The sequence below is a fragment of the Brevibacterium sp. genome, assembly GCF_022712115.1.
Taxonomy (GTDB): domain Bacteria; phylum Actinomycetota; class Actinomycetes; order Actinomycetales; family Brevibacteriaceae; genus Brevibacterium; species Brevibacterium salitolerans.
Genome location: NZ_JALAHB010000234.1, coordinates 1 through 19298 on the forward strand (window position 1 = coordinate 1; position 19298 = coordinate 19298).

At 71.3% G+C, this 19298-nt stretch carries 16 protein-coding genes and 5 tRNA genes; 18 read left to right on the forward strand and 3 right to left on the reverse strand.

The window, feature by feature from the left end:
* The first annotated feature begins 10 nt into the window (after positions 1–10).
* The 10 genes from era (at position 11) to Q0A33_RS13940 (ending at position 7347) form a co-directional block, all read left to right on the forward strand.
* Complete coding sequence (era, locus tag Q0A33_RS13895; protein ID WP_291798061.1) at positions 11–892, forward strand: GTPase Era; 882 nt, start codon at positions 11–13, stop codon at positions 890–892.
* A 58-nt stretch (positions 893–950) separates the two neighbouring features.
* Positions 951–2000, forward strand: a complete 1050-nt coding sequence (gene zapE, locus Q0A33_RS13900) for a cell division protein ZapE (protein WP_291798019.1) — start codon at positions 951–953, stop codon at positions 1998–2000.
* Between the two features lie 131 nt (positions 2001–2131).
* Positions 2132–2204: transfer RNA gene (locus Q0A33_RS13905), tRNA-Gly, on the forward strand.
* A 22-nt stretch (positions 2205–2226) separates the two neighbouring features.
* Positions 2227–2297: transfer RNA gene (locus Q0A33_RS13910), tRNA-Cys, on the forward strand.
* Between the two features lie 27 nt (positions 2298–2324).
* A tRNA-Val gene (locus Q0A33_RS13915) sits at positions 2325–2396 on the forward strand.
* Positions 2397–2442: 46 nt separating this feature from the next.
* Positions 2443–2514 (forward strand) — tRNA-Val (locus Q0A33_RS13920).
* 74 nt (positions 2515–2588) lie between these two features.
* A tRNA-Val gene (locus Q0A33_RS13925) sits at positions 2589–2660 on the forward strand.
* Between the two features lie 232 nt (positions 2661–2892).
* Complete coding sequence (gene thrS / locus Q0A33_RS13930; protein WP_291798064.1) at positions 2893–4812, forward strand: threonine--tRNA ligase; 1920 nt, start codon at positions 2893–2895, stop codon at positions 4810–4812.
* Positions 4809–5390 carry an HIT domain-containing protein gene (locus tag Q0A33_RS13935; RefSeq protein WP_291798023.1) on the forward strand — a complete coding sequence of 194 codons (582 nt, stop codon included), beginning with the start codon at positions 4809–4811 and terminating at the stop codon, positions 5388–5390. The genes thrS and Q0A33_RS13935 overlap by 4 nt, the downstream gene beginning before the upstream one ends.
* A complete protein-coding gene (locus Q0A33_RS13940) occupies positions 5383–7347 on the forward strand; it encodes a prolyl oligopeptidase family serine peptidase (RefSeq protein ID WP_291798026.1) in 1965 nt (654 codons plus the stop codon). The genes Q0A33_RS13935 and Q0A33_RS13940 overlap by 8 nt, the downstream gene beginning before the upstream one ends.
* Positions 7348–7357: 10 nt before the next feature.
* Here Q0A33_RS13940 and lgt read toward each other — a convergent pair whose 3' ends face one another.
* Positions 7358–8254, reverse strand: a complete 897-nt coding sequence (gene lgt, locus Q0A33_RS13945; protein ID WP_291798029.1) for a prolipoprotein diacylglyceryl transferase — start codon at positions 8252–8254, stop codon at positions 7358–7360.
* A gap of 143 nt (positions 8255–8397) precedes the next feature.
* On the opposite strand from lgt, the gene Q0A33_RS13950 reads away from it, so the two are divergent.
* The 8 genes from Q0A33_RS13950 (at position 8398) to Q0A33_RS13985 (ending at position 17459) form a co-directional block, all read left to right on the forward strand.
* On the forward strand, positions 8398–9156 hold the full coding sequence (locus Q0A33_RS13950; protein WP_291798032.1) for a YebC/PmpR family DNA-binding transcriptional regulator: 759 nt from the start codon (positions 8398–8400) through the stop codon (positions 9154–9156).
* Positions 9157–9160: 4 nt separating this feature from the next.
* Entirely contained in the window at positions 9161–9760 is a 600-nt protein-coding gene (gene ruvC, locus Q0A33_RS13955; protein WP_291798034.1) for a crossover junction endodeoxyribonuclease RuvC, read from the forward strand.
* An 89-nt stretch (positions 9761–9849) separates the two neighbouring features.
* Positions 9850–10449: a Holliday junction branch migration protein RuvA gene (ruvA, locus tag Q0A33_RS13960; protein WP_291798038.1), complete on the forward strand. Its 600-nt coding sequence runs from the start codon at positions 9850–9852 to the stop codon at positions 10447–10449.
* Positions 10446–11504 carry a Holliday junction branch migration DNA helicase RuvB gene (gene ruvB / locus Q0A33_RS13965; protein WP_291798040.1) on the forward strand — a complete coding sequence of 353 codons (1059 nt, stop codon included), beginning with the start codon at positions 10446–10448 and terminating at the stop codon, positions 11502–11504. Before ruvA ends, ruvB begins: the two co-directional genes overlap by 4 nt.
* A 123-nt stretch (positions 11505–11627) precedes the next feature.
* The gene (gene yajC, locus Q0A33_RS13970; protein ID WP_291798043.1) at positions 11628–12074 is read left to right on the forward strand and encodes a preprotein translocase subunit YajC; all 447 of its coding nucleotides are present in this window, start codon (positions 11628–11630) and stop codon (positions 12072–12074) included.
* A 36-nt stretch (positions 12075–12110) separates the two neighbouring features.
* On the forward strand, positions 12111–14060 hold the full coding sequence (gene secD, locus Q0A33_RS13975) for a protein translocase subunit SecD (protein WP_291798046.1): 1950 nt from the start codon (positions 12111–12113) through the stop codon (positions 14058–14060).
* Positions 14057–15091 carry a protein translocase subunit SecF gene (gene secF / locus Q0A33_RS13980; protein ID WP_291798049.1) on the forward strand — a complete coding sequence of 345 codons (1035 nt, stop codon included), beginning with the start codon at positions 14057–14059 and terminating at the stop codon, positions 15089–15091. The genes secD and secF overlap by 4 nt, the downstream gene beginning before the upstream one ends.
* An 82-nt stretch (positions 15092–15173) precedes the next feature.
* Positions 15174–17459 carry a bifunctional (p)ppGpp synthetase/guanosine-3',5'-bis(diphosphate) 3'-pyrophosphohydrolase gene (locus Q0A33_RS13985; RefSeq protein WP_291798052.1) on the forward strand — a complete coding sequence of 762 codons (2286 nt, stop codon included), beginning with the start codon at positions 15174–15176 and terminating at the stop codon, positions 17457–17459.
* Here the strand turns inward: Q0A33_RS13985 and Q0A33_RS13990 are convergent.
* Together Q0A33_RS13990 and Q0A33_RS13995 are read right to left on the reverse strand one after the other, a co-directional pair.
* Positions 17441–18010 carry a hypothetical protein gene (locus tag Q0A33_RS13990; protein WP_291798054.1) on the reverse strand — a complete coding sequence of 190 codons (570 nt, stop codon included), beginning with the start codon at positions 18008–18010 and terminating at the stop codon, positions 17441–17443. The genes Q0A33_RS13985 and Q0A33_RS13990 overlap by 19 nt on opposite strands.
* 81 nt (positions 18011–18091) lie before the next feature.
* Positions 18092–19298: DUF349 domain-containing protein (locus Q0A33_RS13995; RefSeq protein WP_291798057.1), on the reverse strand; the 1207-nt coding region annotated here is incomplete at its 5' end.

Sequence of the window (19298 nt, forward strand, 5' to 3'; positions counted from 1 at the left end):
CGCCTGCTTCGTGGGCCGGCCCAACACGGGCAAGTCCACGCTCACCAACGCGCTGGTGGGGGAGAAGGTGGCGATCACCTCGGCCAAGCCCCAGACCACGCGCCACACCGTGCGCGGCATCGTCCACCGCGACGAGTACCAGCTGATCCTCGTCGACACCCCCGGCCTGCACCGTCCGCGCACACTGCTGGGCGAGCGGCTCAACGAGCTCGTGGCCGGCACGCTCGCGGAGGTGGACGTCATCGGCTTCTGCCTGCCGGCGGACGAGAAGCCGGGCCCCGGCGACCGCTACATCGCAGAACAGCTCGCGCAGTTCTCCGGCCGCACGCCGGTGGTCGCCCTCGTGACGAAGACGGACCGCGTCTCGCGGGACGCGGTGGGGGAGGCGCTGCTGCGCGTCGCGCAGCTGGGCGACTTCGCGGACATCATCCCCGTCTCCGCCGTGGACGGCTTCCAGGTGGACGAGGTGGGCGCCGTGCTCTCTTCGCACCTGCCCGCCTCCCCGCCGCTCTACCCGGACGGGGAGCTCACGGACGAGCCCGAGGCGGTGATGATCGCGGAGCTGGTGCGTGAGGCCGCGCTCGAGGACGTGCGCCAGGAGCTGCCGCACTCGCTCGCGGTGCAGGTGGAGGAGATGCGGCCGCGGGAGGGCCGGCCGGAGGACCGGCCGCTCTGGGACGTCCACGTCAACCTCTACGTGGAGCGGGACAGCCAGAAGGCGATCATCATCGGCAAGGGCGGTTCGCGCCTGCGCGCGATCGGCACGCAGGCGCGCGGGCAGATCGAGGCGCTGCTGGGCACCCCGGTGTACCTCGACCTCCACGTCAAGGTCCTCAAGGACTGGCAGCGAGACCCCAAGGCCCTGGGCCGGCTGGGCTTCGACTTCGCCTGAGGCGCCGGTGCGGCCGCGGCGTTCCCCGGAATCCGCGGCATCTGTAGACTGAGCGGCTGTGAGCGACCCCCAGATCATCCATCTTGCAGACATCGACCCCCGGGTCTCACCCGACGAGCTGATCGACGGCCTCGTGCCGCCGCCGCAGTTCGAGAGTGTGTCCTTCGCCTCCTACCGCCCGGACCCCGCGCAGCCCTCCCAGGCGCAGGCGCGCGACACCCTCGAGGAGTTCGCCGCCCAGTCCGGCTCCGGCGGCAGGCTCTTCGGCCGCCTGTTCGGCGGGCGGAAGGGCCGGTCGAAGGGCGTCTACCTCGACGGCGGCTACGGCGTGGGCAAGACGCACCTGCTGGCCTCGACCTGGCACGCGAACCAGAAGCCGGCGACCTTCGGCACGTTCGTCGAGTACACCAACCTCATCGGCGCGCTCGGGTTCCTCCGCGCCCGCGACGAGCTGAGCCAGATGAAGCTCGTGTGCATCGACGAGTTCGAGCTCGACGACCCCGGGGACACCGTGATGATGTCCCGCCTCATGCGCGAGCTCACGGACGCCGGGGTGAAGATCGTCGCGACCTCCAACACCCTCCCGGGCGCGCTGGGCCAGGGGCGGTTCGCCGCCTCGGACTTCCTGCGGGAGATCCAGGCGCTCTCCGACCAGTTCAGCGTCATCTCCATCGACGGCGACGACTACCGGCACCGGGGCGCGCCCGCGCCGCCGGAGCCGCTCTCCGCCGACGCGCTCGAGGCCGTCGTCGCCGCGGCGACCGGCACCCTGGCCCGCGACCCCTTCGGCTCCCTCGTCGCGCACCTCTCCGCCGTCCATCCCTCTCGCTACGGCCGGATGCTCGACGGTGTGGGCACGGTGGCGTGGGAGGACGTGGACACCCTCACGAACGAGGGGGTGGCGCTGCGCTTCGTGGCGCTCGTGGACCGCATGTACGACCGGGACATCGCGGTGCACAACACCGGCGTGCGGCTGGACGCGATCTTCACCGACGCGATGGTCGCCGGCGGCTACCGGAAGAAGTACCTGCGCTGCCTCTCGCGCCTCACCGCGCTCGCGCAGAAGGGCCGGGAACAGGCGGCTGAAGCACAGGTGAATGCGGTGTGACACAGGACACCGGCGATCGATTTGCACGGCCTGGTGGGGGCGTGTAGATTTATGTTTCGTCGCCAGGGAGACCGGGCGGCACGGAGCCTGAGGTTCTCTCGCCGGAAACGGCGGTGGGAAGCGGGTTCCGCGCGGATGTGGCGCAGCTGGTAGCGCATCACCTTGCCAAGGTGAGGGTCGCGAGTTCGAATCTCGTCATCCGCTCGGAGATGGTCAACCGTCTCGCGGTGGAGTGGCCGAGAGGCGAGGCAGCGGCCTGCAAAGCCGTATACGAGGGTTCGAATCCCTTCTCCACCTCTGTTCGCTCCGGTTCGTCCGGATCGAGCGCGATTGGCGCAGCGGTAGCGCGCTTCCCTGACACGGAAGAGGTCACTGGTTCGATCCCAGTATCGCGCACGGCGGTCCACGCCGCTGGAGTATAAGTGAACAGCCTGTTCAACAGGCGCGATTGGCGCAGGGGTAGCGCGCTTCCTTCACACGGAAGAGGTCACTGGTTCGATCCCAGTATCGCGCACGGATGAGGAGCCGGGGACTGCATGTCCTCGGCCTTTATCATGGCGGCGGCCGCACCCTCGGACGGGTGCACACGCGCGATTGGCGCAGCGGTAGCGCGCTTCCCTGACACGGAAGAGGTCACTGGTTCGATCCCAGTATCGCGCACAGATCCGGACAGAGGCCGGGAACCTTCGGGTTCCCGGCCTCTGTCGTCTCCCGCCCTCTGCGCGTCCCCGGACCAGGCGCTAGACTCTCAGGCGGCGCAGGGCCCCGGTACGTCCCTGCCTGCGGGAGCGGCAGCCGTGAGACGGTACGCCCCCGGATCGCACAAGCTTAGGAGCAGACAGTGTCCGCAGACCTCATCCTCGAAGGCAACTCCCACCCGTTCGAGGAGGGGATGACGGGTGCGACGCTCTTCGCCGAGCGGCGCGACGTCGTCGCGATCCGGCTCGGCGGGGTCCCGGCGGATCTGTCGCGGGAGCTGCACCCGGGTGACGAGGTCGAGCCGATCACGCTCGCGGACCAGGACGGGCTGAACATCCTCCGGCACTCCGCCGGCCACGTCGTCGCGCAGGCGGTGCAGGAGCTCTTCCCCGGCACCACGCTGGGGATCGGTCCGTTCATCACCGACGGCTTCTACTTCGACTTCGGCAACGTGGATCCCTTCACCCCGGAGGACCTCAAGGCGATCGAGAAGCGGGCCAAGCAGATCATCAAGGAGGGGCAGACCTTCCACCGCGTCGAGGTGTCCGAGGAGGAGGCGCTGGAGCGGATGGCCGGGGAGCCGTACAAGACGGAGCTCATCACCGGGCGGTTCGGCGCGGCCGACGACGAGGCCGGCGTGGAGGTCTCCGCGGGCGATCTCACGGTCTACGAGAACCGCAACCGCAGGGGCGAGACCGTGTGGCAGGACCTGTGCCGCGGCCCCCACCTGCCCACCACCCGGCACATCGGCCAGGGCTTCGCGGTCACCCGCGCCTCGGCGGCCTACTGGCGCGGGGACCAGGCGAACGACTCGCTGCAGCGCGTCTACGGCACCGCCTGGGCGTCGAAGGAGGACCTCAAGGCCCACCAGGAGCGCCTGGCGGAGGCCGAACGCCGCGACCACCGGCGCCTCGGCTCGGAACTCGACCTCTTCTCCTTCCCGGACGAGCTGGGCTCCGGCCTGCCGGTGTTCCACCCCAAGGGCGGCATCATCAAGCGGGAGATGGAGGACTACGTCCGCGCCCGCCACATCGAGGAGGGCTTCTCCTACGTGGGCACTCCCCACATCTCGAAGGAGACCCTGTACTTCACCTCGGGCCACCTGCCCTACTACGGGGAGAACATGTTCCCGGCCTTCGGCGTGGACGAGGTCCCCTACCGCCTCAAGGCGATGAACTGCCCCATGCACAACCTCATCTACCGGTCGCGCGGCCGCTCCTACCGCGAGCTGCCGCTGCGCCTGTTCGAGTTCGGTACGGTCTACCGCGACGAGCCCTCCGGCGTGGTCCACGGCCTCACCCGCGTGCGGGCGCTCACGCAGGACGACTCGCACTCCTACGTCGCCCAGGAGGACGCCGGGAAGGAGATCCGGCACCTCCTCGACTTCGTGCTCTCGCTGCTGCGCGACTTCGGACTCGACGACTTCTACCTCGAACTCTCCACCCGCGACGAGGACGGGAAGAAGAAGGACAAGTTCATCGGCTCGGACGAGCAGTGGGCTGAGGCCACCCGCACCCTGGAGGAAGTGGCGCGGGAGTCGGGCCTGGAGCTCGTGCCGGATCCGGGCGGAGCCGCCTTCTACGGTCCCAAGATCTCCGTCCAGGCCCGTGACGCGATCGGCCGCACCTGGCAGATGTCCACCGTCCAGCTGGACTTCAACCAGCCGGAGCGGTTCGAGCTCGAGTACCAGGCCGCGGACGGGTCCCGGCAGCGGCCGGTGATGATCCACTCGGCCAAGTTCGGCTCGCTCGAGCGCTTCATGGGCGTGCTCACGGAGCACTACGCCGGGGCGTTCCCGGTGTGGCTGGCACCCGTGCAGGTCGTCTGCGTGCCGGTCGCGGAGCCCTTCGTGCCGTACCTGGAGGAGATCGCGGCGAAGCTGCGCGCGGCCGGCGTGCGCGTCGAGGTCGACGACTCGGACGACCGGATGCCCAAGAAGATCCGCAACGCCTCGAAGCAGAAGGTGCCCTACACGCTCATCGCCGGCGGGGAGGACGCCGAGGCCGGCGCGGTCTCCTTCCGCTTCCGCGACGGCACGCAGCGCAACGGTGTGCCCGTGGACGAGGCCGTCGAGACGGTGCTGGAGGCGATCCGCACCAAGGCGCAGGCATGACGGCGCACGGCGCGGGTGCGGCCGGGATCCCGGAGCCGGAGGCGGCCGCGGGCTTCCCCGGGGAGCCGGACGGATTCCAGCGCCTCTGGACGCCGCACCGCATGGTCTACGTGGGCGGCGACGCCAAGCCGCGTGACGAGGGCGAGCGGGAGTGCCCGTTCTGCGCGGCTCCCGCGCACGAGGACGCCGAGCGCCTCGTCGTCGCCCGCGGCGCGCACGTCTTCGCCGTGCTCAACCTGTACCCCTACAACCCCGGGCACCTGCTCATCTGCCCCTATCGCCACGTGGCCGACTACACGGATCTCACGCCGGAGGAGACGCGGGAGCTCGCGGAGTTCTCGCAGGTGGCCATGCGCACCGTGCGGCGCGTCTCCGGACCGGACGGCTTCAACCTCGGCATGAATCAGGGCGCGGCGGGAGGCGCGGGCATCGCCGCGCACCTCCACCAGCACGTGGTGCCCCGCTGGTCCGGGGATGCGAACTTCCTGCCGATCGTCGCGCAGACGAAGGCGCTGCCCCAGGTCCACGGGGACGTGCGCGCGCGGCTGGCCGAGGCATGGGGGAGCGACGATGAGTGAGGCCGCTGACGCGTCTGCCGCCTCGACGCCCTCGGCCCGGCTGCTCGCCTCGCTGCACACGCTCGCCCGGCCGCGTGCGGCCGGGACCTCCGTGCGCTTCGAGGTCACGCGGCCGGACGCCGCGACGGACACCTACACCACGCGCCTGCACGCGGTCGCGCTCGACTGCGACACGGACGGCCTGCAGGTCCCGCCGGAGAGCCGCTGCGCACGTGTGAGCACCGGCTGGTCCGACACCCATGAGGCGGCCGCTGGGGACGTGCGCGTCCTCCTGCGCGCCTCCCGCGGCGCCCCGGCCCAGCTGTGGGCGGCCGTGTCGCCGGGCGAGCTCCGGCAGGTCACCGACGAGCCCCTGGGCGTCTGGGCGCCCGTCCTCGCCGAGGACGGTGCGAACGCGTACGTGCTCGCGCGCCTGCCGGAACCCGGTCGCTACGGCACGGATCCGGAGGTGGGTCCGGAGGCCGAGGCGCCGCGCCGGATCTCCTCCCTGCAGTACCAGTCGAACGGTCTGGGCTGGGTGCTCGACCGCCCCACGCGGCTGCTCCGGATCCCCCTGGACGGGGAGTCCGCACCGGCGGTCGCCGGTGAGCTGCCGCTGCCGGAGCCTGAGACGCTCCTCACCCTCACCGGCGAGGTCTCGGACCTGCGGGCGGACCTGGGCCGTGCCTCCGTCGTCGCCCCGGTCGCACGGCCGGGACGCACGGCGGATCTGCGGACGACCGTGTGGCTCGCGGACGAGACCGGCCCGCGGGCGCTCGACCTCGGCGACCTCGCGGTGCGCAGGCACGCCTGGCTGGACGCCGGCACGCTCCTCGTGACCGCCGTGGAGCTCGGCCCGTCCCGGCAGGACTTCGTGGCCCGGGTGCCGGGCCTGTACCTCCACGACACGGCCTCGGGCCGCACGACCCGTCTCACCCCGGCCGACGAGTGGGAGCTCACCGGCGCGCTCGTGCCGGCGGGCGGGCGCGTGCTCACCCTCGCGGACCGCGACGGGGGAGTGCTGCTGGTGTCCGTGGCGCTGGAGACCGGGGAGGTCACCGCACTCACGCCCGCGGACTGGGAGGTGACGGGCTGGTGCAGCGCCGCCGACGGCACGCTCATCGTCACCGCGGCCACCCCCACCAGCTGCGGGGAGGTCTTCCGCGTGTGCCCGGAGACGGGCGAGCCGGTGCAGCTCACGCGGCTGGACGACTCGGCCTGGTACCGGGCCGTCCCGGTGTCCGCGCCCACGCCCCTGGGAGAGGCGCACGGCTGGTACGCGCTGCCCGAGGGCGCCGGTCCGCACCCCGTCGTGCTCAGCATCCACGGCGGCCCCTTCGCCCAGTACACCGCCGCGGCCTTCGACGAGGTGCGCTCACTCACGGAGGCCGGCTACGCGGTCGTGTGGTCGAACCCGCGCGGCTCGGCCGGCCGCGGCCGCGCCTGGGGTGCGGCGGTGCAGGGCGACTTCGCGGAGCCCGCGGCCGCGGACGTCCTCGCGGTGCTCGACGCCGCGCTGGACGCGGAACCCCGCCTCGACCGCTCGCGGGTGGGCGTGCAGGGAGGCTCCTACGGGGGCTACCTCACCGCCATGCTGGCGGGCGCGGAGTCCCGCTTCGCCGGGGCGATCGTGGAGCGCGGCTTCCTCGTGCCCGAGAGCTTCGCCGGGACCAGCGACATCGGCGGCTGGTTCGGTGCAGAGTATCTGGGGACGGAGCCGGAGCAGGTGCGCCGGCAGTCGCCCATGGAACGCGTGGCCGGCGTGCGCGCCCCCGTGCTCGTCATCCACTCGGAGCAGGATCTGCGGTGCCCGCTCGAGCAGGCCCAGCAGTACTACGGCGCGCTCGTGCGGGCGGGGAGGGACGCGGAGCTGCTCGTCTTCCCCGGCGAGGACCACGAACTCTCGCGCTCCGGACGGCCCCGCCACCGGATCGCCCGGTTCGAGGCCATCCTCGAGTGGTGGCGCAGGGTGCTGTAGGTCCGGTGCTCTACGCCTGTGCCGGCTGCGGCTCCCTGCCGGGCGCGAACGGAGACGGCTCCGGCTCGCGGTGCCGCGCCTGCACGAGCAGAATGACGACGCCGAGGGCGACTGCGCCGAGCGCGGCCCACACGTTGGTGCGCAGCCCCAGGAACACGAGGCTGGGGTCGAGGCGGATGCTCTCCCAGACCACGCGACCCGCTCCGTACCAGATGAGGTAGCAGGCGAAGACGCGTCCCCACTGGAAGTACGCCTTCCGGGTGAGCCAGAGCAGCACGAGGCAGCCCAGTGTGTTCCAGACGACCTCGTAGAGGAACGTGGGGTGGAAGAGGGTGCCGGGCGGGGTGCCCGGCGGGATCGCCGGGTTGCCAGGATCGATCTCGAGGCCCCAGGGCAGGGTGGTGGGCCTCCCGAAGAGCTCCTGGTTGAACCAGTTGCCGAAGCGCCCGCAGGCCTGCGCGAGGATGAGGCCCGGCGCGATGGCGTCCACCAGTGCGGTGAACCGCAGCCCCATGCGGCGGCACATGATCCACACGCCCAGCGTGCCGCCCAGCAGCGCGCCGAAGATCGCGATGCCGCCCTCCCAGATCGCCCAGACGGAACCGGGCTGGAACGGGTTCCAGGGATTGCGCCCCGGGCCGAAGTAGTCCTCGTGATGGCTGATGACGTGGTAGATCCGCGCGCCGACGATCGCCATCGGCACGGCGAGGATCGCGATGTCGAGCACCTGCCACTGGGGCACGCCGCGCTGCACGAGGCGGCGGTTCGTCAGCAGGACGGCCAGGACGATCCCGGCGAGGATGCACAGCGCGTAGAAGTGCAGGGTGATCGGGCCCAGCTCGATGCCGGAGACGGAGGGACTGGGGATCGAGGCGAGCAGCTGCGCGGCCGGGTGGTTCAGTGGCATGGGCCAAGTCTACGAGGCGGCTGCGCGAGGCGGCGGGACGCGGGACCCGCATGGCGGTAGACTGGTCGATCGGAAGAAACCGCGTCCGCGGAGCTGATCCGCTCCGCGCGAGCGCGGACCGACAGCGAAGAGGAGCACATTCCGTGTCAGGTCACTCCAAATGGGCAACGACCAAGCACAAGAAGGCCGCGATCGATGCGAAGCGGGGCAAGCTCTTCGCCAAGCTCATCAAGAACATCGAGGTCGCGGCCCGCAACGGCGGCCCTGATCCCTCGGGCAACCCCACGCTCTTCGACGCGATCCAGAAGGCGAAGAAGAACTCGGTGCCCGCGGACAACATCGAGCGCGCCGTCAAGCGCGGCGGCGGCCTCGACGGCTCCGGCGTCGACTACGAGACGATCATGTACGAGGGCTACGCCCCCGGCGGCGTGGCCCTCCTCATCGAGTGCCTCACGGACAACCGCAACCGCGCGGCGTCCGAGGTGCGCGTGGCCGTGACCCGCAACAACGGCAACATGGGCGATCCCGGCTCCGTGGCCTACAACTTCTCCCGCAAGGGCGTGGTGACGGTTTCCAAGGACGCCGCGGACGAGGACGCGATCCTCGAGGCCACCCTCGACGCGGGCGCCGAGGAGGTCAAGGACGCCGGCGAGAAGTGGGAGATCCACTCCGAGGCCACCGATCTCGTCGCCGTCCGCACCGCGCTGCAGGAGGCCGGGATCGACTACGACTCTGCGGAGGCGCTGTTCGTCCCCGGCGTGGAGGTCCCGGTCGAGGACCCGCACATCGCACAGCAGGTGTTCCGCCTCATCGACGCGCTCGAGGACTCGGACGAGGTCCAGAACGTGTTCTCGAACATCGACGTCTCCGACGAGGTCCTCGCCGCCCTCGAGGAGGAGTGAGGGTGTGAGGGTCCTGGGCGTCGATCCCGGCCTCACCCGGCTGGGCCTGGGCGTGGTGGACTCCGGCAGCCCCACGCGTCCGCAGCTCGTGGCGGTGGGGGTGGTCCGCACGCCCGCGGACGAATCCGTGGACGTGCGGCTGGGGCGGATCGCCGAGGCCTTCGACCAGTGGATCGACGAACACCGTCCGGACGTCGTGGCGATCGAGCGCGTGTTCGCCCGTTCGGACGTCTCGACCATCATCGGCACGGCCCAGGCCTCGGGGCTGACGATGGGCCTGGCCGCGCGCCGCGGCCTCCCGGTGGCGATGCACACCCCCTCCGAGGTGAAGGCCGCCATCACCGGCAGCGGGCGGGCGGACAAGCGCCAGATGACGCACATGGTGACCCGCATCCTGCGCCTGGACGCGCCGCCCAAGCCGGCGGACGCCGCGGACGCGCTGGGGCTCGCGATCACCCACCTCTGGCGCGGTGCGGTGGCGGGCGCCTCCACGCCCGGCAAGGAGAAGGACGTGCTGGCCCGCCGCGCGCGCACGACGGCGGGCACCGGGCTGACTCCGGCGCAGCAGCAGTGGGCACGGGCCATGCGCGCCGCGCGCGCCTGAGGAGCCGCTCCCGGCGTGCGTTCAGCGGCGCCGGCGTTAGACTGGCAATCGCACACGTGTTCGAACAGCCATGAGAGCAAGGAGCCGCAGTGATCGCCTACCTCGCAGGCACCGTCCGCGCCGCCCGCGCGGACTCCGCCGTCATCGTCACCCACGGGGTGGGGCGGCAGGTGTTCGTCACCCCGGCGCTGGCCGCGACGCTGACGGAGGGGCAGGAGACGGAGCTCCACACCGAGCTGGTGGTCAGGGAGGACTCGCTCACCCTCTACGGCTTCGACTCCGCCGACGCGCGCTCGGTCTTCCAGACCCTGCTGAGCGTGTCCGGGGTGGGCCCCAAGCTCGCCCTCGCCGTCCTCGGGGTCCTCGGTGCGGACGGTCTGCGGCAGGCTGTGGCCGCGGAGGACGCCGCCGCGCTCACCGCCGTGCCCGGGATCGGGAAGAAGGGCGCGGCGCGGATGCTCCTCGAGCTCGCCGGCAAGCTGCCGGCGGGCACGGCCTCCCTCTCCGCCGCACCCGTGGCGGCAGTGACGCGCGGGGCCGGCGACGAGGTCGTGGACGCGCTCGTGGGCCTCGGCTGGAAGCAGGCCGAGGCGCTGGACGCCGTCGCGCGCGCGAGCGAGTCCGCCCCCTCCGCGCCCGTGCCCGTCCTCCTCCGCGAGTCCCTCCGGATCCTCGGCGGTCGCCTGTGAGTGAGCGCTCCTACGAGATCGACTTCGGGTCCGAGGCGCTCACCGGCGCGGAGGCCGAGCGGCTGACGGCCGGCGGCGCGGGGGAGACCGAGCGGGCGGAGGAGGCCGCGCTGCGCCCGCAGGGGCTCGCGGACTTCGTGGGCCAGCCCCAGGTGCGCGCTCAGCTCTCGCTCGTGCTGGAGGCGGCGAAGGCGCGCGGCCGCACGCCGGACCACGTCCTCCTCTCCGGCCCTCCCGGGCTCGGCAAGACCACTCTGGCGATGATCATCGCGCACGAGATGGGCCGCGGCATCCGGGTCACCTCCGGCCCCGCCATCCAGCACGCCGGCGACCTCGCCGCCATCCTCTCCTCCCTCGAGGAGGGCGAGGTCCTCTTCATCGACGAGATCCACCGCATGTCCCGTGCGGCGGAGGAGATGCTCTACGTCGCGATGGAGGACTACCGGGTGGACGTCATCGTGGGCAAGGGGCCGGGGGCCACCGCGATCCCGCTCGAACTGCCCTTCTTCACGCTCGTCGGCGCCACCACGCGCTCCGGCCTGCTCCCGGCCCCGCTGCGGGACCGGTTCGGGTTCACGGGCCACCTCGACTTCTACTCCGCCGAGGACCTCCACTCCGTCCTCGCGCGCAGCGCCCGCAAGCTCGGCATGGAGACCGAGGAGACGGGCCTCACGGAGATCGCCATGCGCTCGCGCGGTACGCCCCGCATCGCCAACCGGCTGCTGCGCCGCGTGCGGGACTGGGCGCAGGTGCGCGGCGACGGGCGGATCACCACCGCCGCCGCGCGGGCGGCACTGGAGGTCTACGAGGTCGACGCACTGGGGCTCGACCGGCTCGACCGCTCCGTCCTCCGCAGCCTCTGCACCCGGTTCGGCGGCGGACCGGTGGGACTCGGCACCCTCGCCGTGACGGTGGGGGAGGAGGCCGAAACCGTCGAGGAGGTCGCGGAGCCGTTCCTCGTCCGCGAAGGCCTCGTCACCCGCACGCCCCGCGGGCGGATCGCCACCCGTGCGGCCTGGGAGCACCTGGGGCTCACGCCGCCGGACGCGGGTTGACGCCGCCGGAGTGCGAGCTGAGAGCCGCGTCTTAGTGATGCGGAGCTGTTCCCACTACACTTGATATTCGGTCCCGCCGGGACCTCCTCTATCTCTCTTCGTCGGAAGGCGGTCTTCGACCACATGGAAATCCTCCTCATGGTTGCCCTTGGCGCCCTGCTCATCTTCATGATGTTCAACTCGCGGAAGAAGCAGCGCGCACAGCAGGAGAAGCTCGCCACCGGCCTGGTCCCCGGTGCCCGGGTGATGACGTCCTTCGGGGTCTTCGGCACCGTGCTGGACACGGACCTGGAGAACAACAAGGTGACGATCGAGGCCGGCCCCGGCACCGTGCTCACCGTCCACCGGCAGGCGATCGGCACCATCGAGGCCCCCGCCGCCGCGGCCGGGGACGAGTCCGTGGATCTGCCCGCGGACACGCAGGTCCCGGACGATCTGTCCTCGCTGGAGCCGGAGACCCGCGAGGAGAACGGCTCCACGGACGGCGCCGTCCCGTCGGACGAGCAGTCCGACGAGGAGAGCACCGACGACGGGCGTGAGAACGGCCCCGAGGGCTCGGCCCGCGGCTGAGGCCCGACCACCACTCCACCACCTGAAAGCGAAGCTGTGTCCGCACCCTCGTCCCAACCCCGTCCGGCCCGGGGATTCACCTGGCTGGGAATCGTCATCGGCGCGCTCGTCCTCCTCGTGGGAGGAGGGGCGATCTGGTCGAACGCCACCTGGACGCCGCAGCTCGCCCTCGACCTGGAGGGCGGCACGTCCATCATCCTCGAGGCCGAGGTGGAGGACGGCTCGCAGGTGACGAAGGAGCAGCTCGACCAGGCCGTCGCCACCATCCGCCAGCGCGTGAACTCCACGGGCGTGAGCGAGGCGGAGATCAGCACCCAGGGCGATCGCAACATCGTTGTGAACCTGCCGGGCAACCCGGACGAGGAGACGCGGGAGCTCGTGCGCTCGTCCGCGCAGCTCGGCTTCCGCCGCGTGGCCTTCGTCGGCGCACCTGAGCCCGCGGGCCAGGAGGAGCAGGGCGCCGAGGAGGAGGATCCGCTGGGCGACCTCAGCGACGAGGACCGGCAGCGGCTCGAGGACCTCATGGAGGAGACCCAGGCGCCCGAGGCCGGCGGCACGGTGGCGCAGCCCGCGCAGTCCGGGGAGCCCTCCGCGGCGGAGTCGGCGGAGCCGTCCGCTGAGCCGGAGGAGCAGTCCGACGAGCAGCCTGCCTCCGAGTTCGCGGACTCCACGCCGCGCTTCGATCCCACGACCAACACGGATTGGCAGAGCGCGGACCTCATGGAGCAGTTCGCCGCACTGGACTGCACGGACCCGGCCAACCGCACGGGCGGCGACTCCGGGGACCCGGACGGCTTCATGGTCTCCTGCCAGCAGGACGGCGCCGCGAAGTACATCCTCGGTCCGCTCGAGCTCGACGGCTCACACGTCGCGGACGCGGGCTTCGGCTTCTCCTCGACCTCCCAGGGACAGCAGACCAACCAGGTTGCGGTCAACCTCTCCTTCGACTCCGAGGGCACGCAGGTGTTCGCGGACATGACCCGCGCGATCACCGGTCAGCAGCAGCCCTACAACCAGTTCGCGATGGTGCTCGACGGCCTCGTGATCTCCGCTCCCACCTCCAACGCCGTCATCGCGGACGGCAAGGCGGAGATCACCGGCGACTTCACGCTCGAGTCCGCGGAGACGATGGCCAATCAGCTGAAGAACGGCGCGCTGCCCATCAGCTTCTCGGTGCAGAGCGAGGAGCAGGTCTCGCCCACCCTGGGCTCCGACCAGCTGCAGAAGGGCCTCATCGCCGGCGGGATTGGACTCATCCTCGTGGTCATCTACTCCCTCGCCCAGTACCGCGTGCTGGGCCTGGTGACGATCTCGAGCCTGGTCGTGGCCGGCGTGATCACCTACCTCCTGCTGCTCGTCGTCACCTGGCGGTACGGCTATCGGCTCTCGCTGGCCGGCGTGGCCGGTCTGATCGTGGGCCTCGTGGCGACGGCGGACTCGTTCATCGTCTACTTCGAACGGATCAGGGACGAACTGCGCGGAGGCAGACGGCTCACCTCCGCCGTGGAGATCGGCTGGGACCGCGCCAAGCGCACCATCTTCGCCTCGAAGGGCGTGAACATGCTCGGCGCGATCATCCTCTACGTGCTCTCCGTGGGCAGCGTGCGCGGCTTCGCGTTCACCCTCGGACTCACGGTGATCGTCGACATCCTCATCTTCATCCTCTTCACCCACCCCGTCATGCAGGTGCTCGCCCGCACCCGGTTCTTCGGCGAGGGCCACCCCATGTCCGGCATGGATCCCCGGCAGCTGGGCGTGAGCCAGGCGGCCTACCGGGGCGCTCTCAACCTGGATCTCGACCGGGCCAGGAAGGAGGCCGGCCGCAAGAGCGGCTCCTACCGGGAGGCCAAGCGGCGGCAGGCGCGGATGGACAGACGCACGCAGGCAGCGGCGGGTGCCGGCGGCGGGCGCAGCCTCGCGCAGCGCAAGGCCGAGGAAGCGGCGCGCGCCGCAGCGGGCAACGAGCAGGGGGACGACGACCGATGAAGCGATTCCTGTCCTGGGGCAACCGGCTCCACAGCGGCGAGACCTCGATCCCGTTCGTGCCCCGGCGCGGACTGTGGCTGGGCATCTCCGGTCTGCTGTGCGCCCTGTCCCTCGTCATCCCGCTGGTGAGCGGGTTCAACCTCGGCATCGCCTTCACCGGCGGTTCGCAGTTCCAGGTGGACAACGTGACCTCCGCGGATCCCGCGGTGGGTGAGGAGGCGGTGCGCGAGGCCGTCGGCGACGAGAACGTCTCCGCCGTCGCGGGTTCGGACACGTCCGTGAGCGTCACCAGCGACGAGCTCACGGACGCGCAGGTCTACGAGGCGCGCCAGGCGCTCGTCAACGCCTACTCGGTCGAGGAGGCGGACGTGACGTCGACGTTCGTGGGGCCCCAGTGGGGTCAGGACGTGACCGTGAAGATGATGCGTGCGCTCGTGATCTTCGTGGCGCTGGCGATGATCGTCATGGCCGTGTACTTCCGGACGTGGAAGATGTCGCTCGCCGCGATCGTGGGCGTGGTGGCCGTCATGCTCATCACGGTGGGCATCTACTCGGCGACCGGCTTCGAGGTGACCCCGGCGGCGATCATCGGCTTCCTCACGGTGCTGAGCTTCTCGATCTACGACACGGTCGTGGTGTTCGACAAGGTGCGTGAGAACACCGCCGGGTACCGCGACAACGTCCACATGAAGTTCTCCGAGCTCGTCAACCTGGGCATCAACCAGACGACGGTGCGCTCCATCAACACCTCGATGATCTCCGCCCTGCCGATCGGGGCGATCCTCTTCATCGGCGTGTTCATGCTGGGCGCCGGCACACTCGTCGACATCTCGCTCTCGCTGTTCATCGGCCAGATCGTCGCAGGGCTCTCGACGCTGTTCGTCGCCGCCCCGCTCTACGCCGTGCTGCGTGCGCGCGAGCCCGCCGTGAAGGAGCAGGAGGCGGCCGTCGCGGAGCGCCGCCGCGAGCGCGGTCTGCCGGACCGGCCCCCGGTGCTCATGAGCGAGGCGCCGGTGAGCGCGGGCCGCTGACCCGGCCTCCGGTTCCGCCCCGGTGTGCGCTGTGGCATAGCATGAGTGCTCAGGCACGCAGCGAGGGAGAAGGAGGCCGGTCGTGGCACAGATCGACGAGACCACGTCCGCCAGGCGCAGGGGCATAGGCCGGCTGGCGTTCTGGACGGCGCGCTCGCAGCAGGATCCCTCCCGCCCCAAGGCGCTGGGTCCGCTCCTGCAGGCGCTGGAGTCCGCGCACCCGGGCAGCGACACCGAACTCGTCGTGCGGGCGTACCGCACCGCGGAACGCGCCCACACCGGGCAGATGCGCAAGTCCGGCGATCCCTACATCACCCACCCCGTGGCGGTCGCGACGATCCTCGCGGAGATCGGCATGGATCCCACGACGCTGGCCGCCGCGCTCCTGCACGACACCGTCGAGGACACGGACTACTCGCTCGAGGCGCTCACGCAGGACTTCGGCGAGGAGATCGCCGTCATGGTCGACGGCGTGACCAAGCTGGACAAGATCGAGTACGGGGCCGCGGCGCAGTCGGAGACCGTGCGCAAGATGATCGTGGCGATGAGCCGCGACATCCGCGTGCTCGTCATCAAGCTCGCGGACCGGCTCCACAACGCGCGCACCTGGAAGTACGTCCCGGCCTCCTCGAGTTCGCGCAAGGCCAAGGAGACGTTGGAGATCTTCGCCCCGCTGGCGCACCGGCTGGGCATGAACACCATCAAGTGGGAGCTCGAGGACCTCTCGTTCCAGGTGCTCTACCCCAAGGTGTACGAGGAGATCGTCCGGCTCGTCGCCGAGCGCACGCCGGAGCGCGAGAAGTACCTGGGCATCGTCTCCAACGAGCTGGGAGAGGGCCTGGCCGACTCCCACATCGACGCGACGATCTCCGGCCGCCCCAAGCACTACTACTCGATCTACCAGAAGATGGTGGTGCGCGGTCACGAGTTCGCGGACATCTACGATCTGGTCGGCGTGCGCGTCCTCGTGGACTCGGTGCGCGAGTGCTACGCCGCGCTCGGCATCGTCCACTCGAAGTGGTCGCCCGTGGCGGGCCGCTTCAAGGACTACATCGCGATGCCCAAGTTCAACATGTACCAGAGCCTCCACACCACCGTCATCGGTCCCTACGGCCGGCCGGTGGAGATCCAGATCCGGACGCGGGAGATGCACCGCCGTGCGGAGTTCGGCGTCGCCGCGCACTGGAAGTACAAGGACCGCCCCGGGTCGCCGGCCGCGGGAGGCCGGACCGCGAAGGTGGGCGACACCGGCGCGGTGGACGACGTGGCCTGGCTGCGGCAGCTCCTCGACTGGCAGAAGGAGGTGACGGATCCGGACGAGTTCCTCGACAGCCTCCGCTTCGAGGTGAACTCGAAGGAGGTGTACGTCTTCACGCCCAAGGGAGACATCATCTCCCTGCCGGCGGGGGCCAGTCCGGTGGACTTCGCCTACAGCGTGCACACGGAGGTGGGCCACCGGACGATGGGCGCGCGCGTCAACGGGCGCCTCGTCTCCCTCGACTCCGAACTCCACAACGGCGACGTGGTGGAGGTGTTCACCTCCAAGGACGAATCGGCCGGCCCCAGCCGGGACTGGCTGAGCTTCGTGAAGTCCGCGCGGGCCAAGAACAAGATCCGTCAGTGGTTCTCGAAGGAGCGCCGGGAGGAGGCCATCGAGTCCGGCCGGCAGCAGCTGGCCCGTGCGATCCGCCGCCACCGTCTCTCCGCCGAGTCGCTCATGAGCGCAGCCGGCCTGGTGCGGGTGGCGGAGGAGCTCAACCTGCCGGACGTCTCCTCGGTCTACGCGGCGATCGGCAACGGCACCAGCTCCGCGGCGCACGTCGTGGACCTGCTGGCCAAGGAGATCGAGCCGGACGACGTGGACGAGGTGCCGCTGACGCCGTCGAACCGGACGGGGCGGTCGAGCGGCCACCACTCGTCCGCCGACGGCGTGCGGGTCAAGGGGGCGGACGGTCTGCTCATCAAGCTCGCACGCTGCTGCACCCCGGTGCCGGGTGACGCGATCGTGGGCTTCGTCACCCGCGGGGCCGGGGTGAGCGTGCACCGCAGCGACTGCAGCAACCTCGCCTCCATGCGCTCCGAGCCGGAGCGCTTCGTCGAGGTCGAGTGGACCGGCAGCACGCAGGGCGTCTACCTCGTCAACATCCAGGTGGAGGCGCTCGACCGCTCGGGTCTTCTCTCCGACATCACACGGGTGCTCTCGGAGACCCACGTGAACATCCTCTCGGCCTCCGTCGCGACCTCCCGGGCCCGGGTGGCCCAGTCGCGCTTCGTCTTCGAGATGAGCGACGGCAGCCACCTGGACTCGGTGCTCACGGCGGTCCGCAAGGTCGACGGCGTGTTCGACGTCTATCGCGTGAGCGGCTGAGCGCTCTCCGCGAACGCCGCGAGAGCGAGCGCGCGGACGTGTGCGACGTGGGGCCGGCGCCGCATCCCGTCGAGCCAGCGGACGAACCGCAGCCGGTCGCCCGCCGGCACGCGGGCACACCGCTCCCGTGCCAGGGACAGCGGCTCCGCGGACTCGCGGCAGAGGCGGAGCAGGTCGAACAGCGTCCGCTCCGGCGAGGTCACCCAGAGCCCGTCGATGCGCAGGCGCTCCGGCGGCGGCACATCGCGTTCGTAGATGGTGGAGCTCCGCCGCGCCGCCCGCACCCTCCTGCGGGTGAGGGTGGTGAACTCGGAGACGGCGGGGGCGCGTCCTGAGCCGGAGCCCCACCAGATCCATGCCGCGGTGCGATGGGAGGCCGCGAGCTCCGGCCGCGGGGGCTCCGGCAGCGCGGAGGCGCGCAGCCGCGGGTCCTGCACCGTGCCGGCCGGGACCCAGACGTCCTCGGCGAGCCGGTCGAGCAGGCCGTCGCGTTCGAGGGCGAGGAGGCCGGTGCGGGCCAGGGGAGCGCCGGTCCGATGCAGGAGGTCCATGCTCCCACTCTCGTGAGGACCGGCCGGACCCGCAAGAGGGTCCGGCCGATCTGTGGACAGCGCTTCAGGCCGCGGCGGCTCTCAGTCCAGCTCCTGGGCGGACTGCGCGAGCTGCTCGTACCACGCCTGCTTGGTCGCGAGCGCCTCGGAGGCCTTCTCCACCGCCCGGGCATCGCCCGAGGCCTCGGCCCGGGCCAGCTCCGCGCGCAGCTCGGCGAGGCCCTCCTCGAGCTGTGCGAGCATGCCCGTCGCCCGGGCGCGGTGCTCGGGGTTGGAGCGCTTCCACGCGGCGTCCTCGGCCTCGGCGACGGCGCGCTCGACCTCGCGCAGACCGGACTCCATGCGGGAGGCGTCCGCGCGCGGCACCCTGCCCGCGTCCTCCCAGCGCTCCTGCAGATCCCGCAGGGCGGCCTTCGCCCGTGGCAGGTCGGTGATCGGCAGCAGCGCCTGCGCCTGTGCGAGGAGCTCCTCCTTGACGGCCAGGTTCGCACGGTAGGACTCGTCGATCTTCGCGTTCTCCGCATCCCGTGCGGCGAAGAACACGTCCTGTGCGCCGCGGAAGCGTGCCCACAGCGCGTCGTCGTGCTTCCGGCCGGCGCGCGGGGCCGCCTTCCACTGGTCCATGAGATCGCGGTACTTCGCGGCGGTCTCGCGCCAGTCGGTGGAGGTGGAGAGCTCCTCCGCCCGGCTGATGAGCTTCTCCTTGATGCGGCGGCCCTCCGCGGACCGTGCGTCGAGCTCCGCGAAGTGGGCGCGGCGTCCCTTGTCGAAGGCCGCGCGCGCCGCCGAGAAGCGGCCCCAGAGCTCCTTGTCCTCCGCCTTGGGCAGGCGCGGGTAGCCGGACTGGACGGACTTCCACATCTCGAAGAGCTCGCGCATGCGGGCGGCGGAATGCTTCCACTGGATCCGAGCCGGATCCTGCCCGGCGATCTCCTCGGCCTCCGTGACGACCGCGGTGCGGAGCCTGCGGCCCTCGGCCAGGCGCTCCGCGCGCTCGGCGGCCTGCTGCTCCTGCGCCTTCTCCGCACTGGCGACCAGCGCGTCCAGGCGCGCGGCGAGCGCGTCGAGGTCGCCCACGACCGCGGCCGTGGCGAGCTCTGCGCGGTGGGCGAGCGCGGAGGCGCGCACGTCCGCTGCGTCCGCACCGGTCCGGAGGCGGGTCTCCAGCAGGGCCACCTGCTGGACGAGGTCGAGGTGCTTGGCGGCGAAGTAGCGCAGGGCCTCCTCGGGGCCGGCATCCGGATACTGTCCGACCTCCCGCTCGCCGGCGGCGGTGACGAGGAAGACC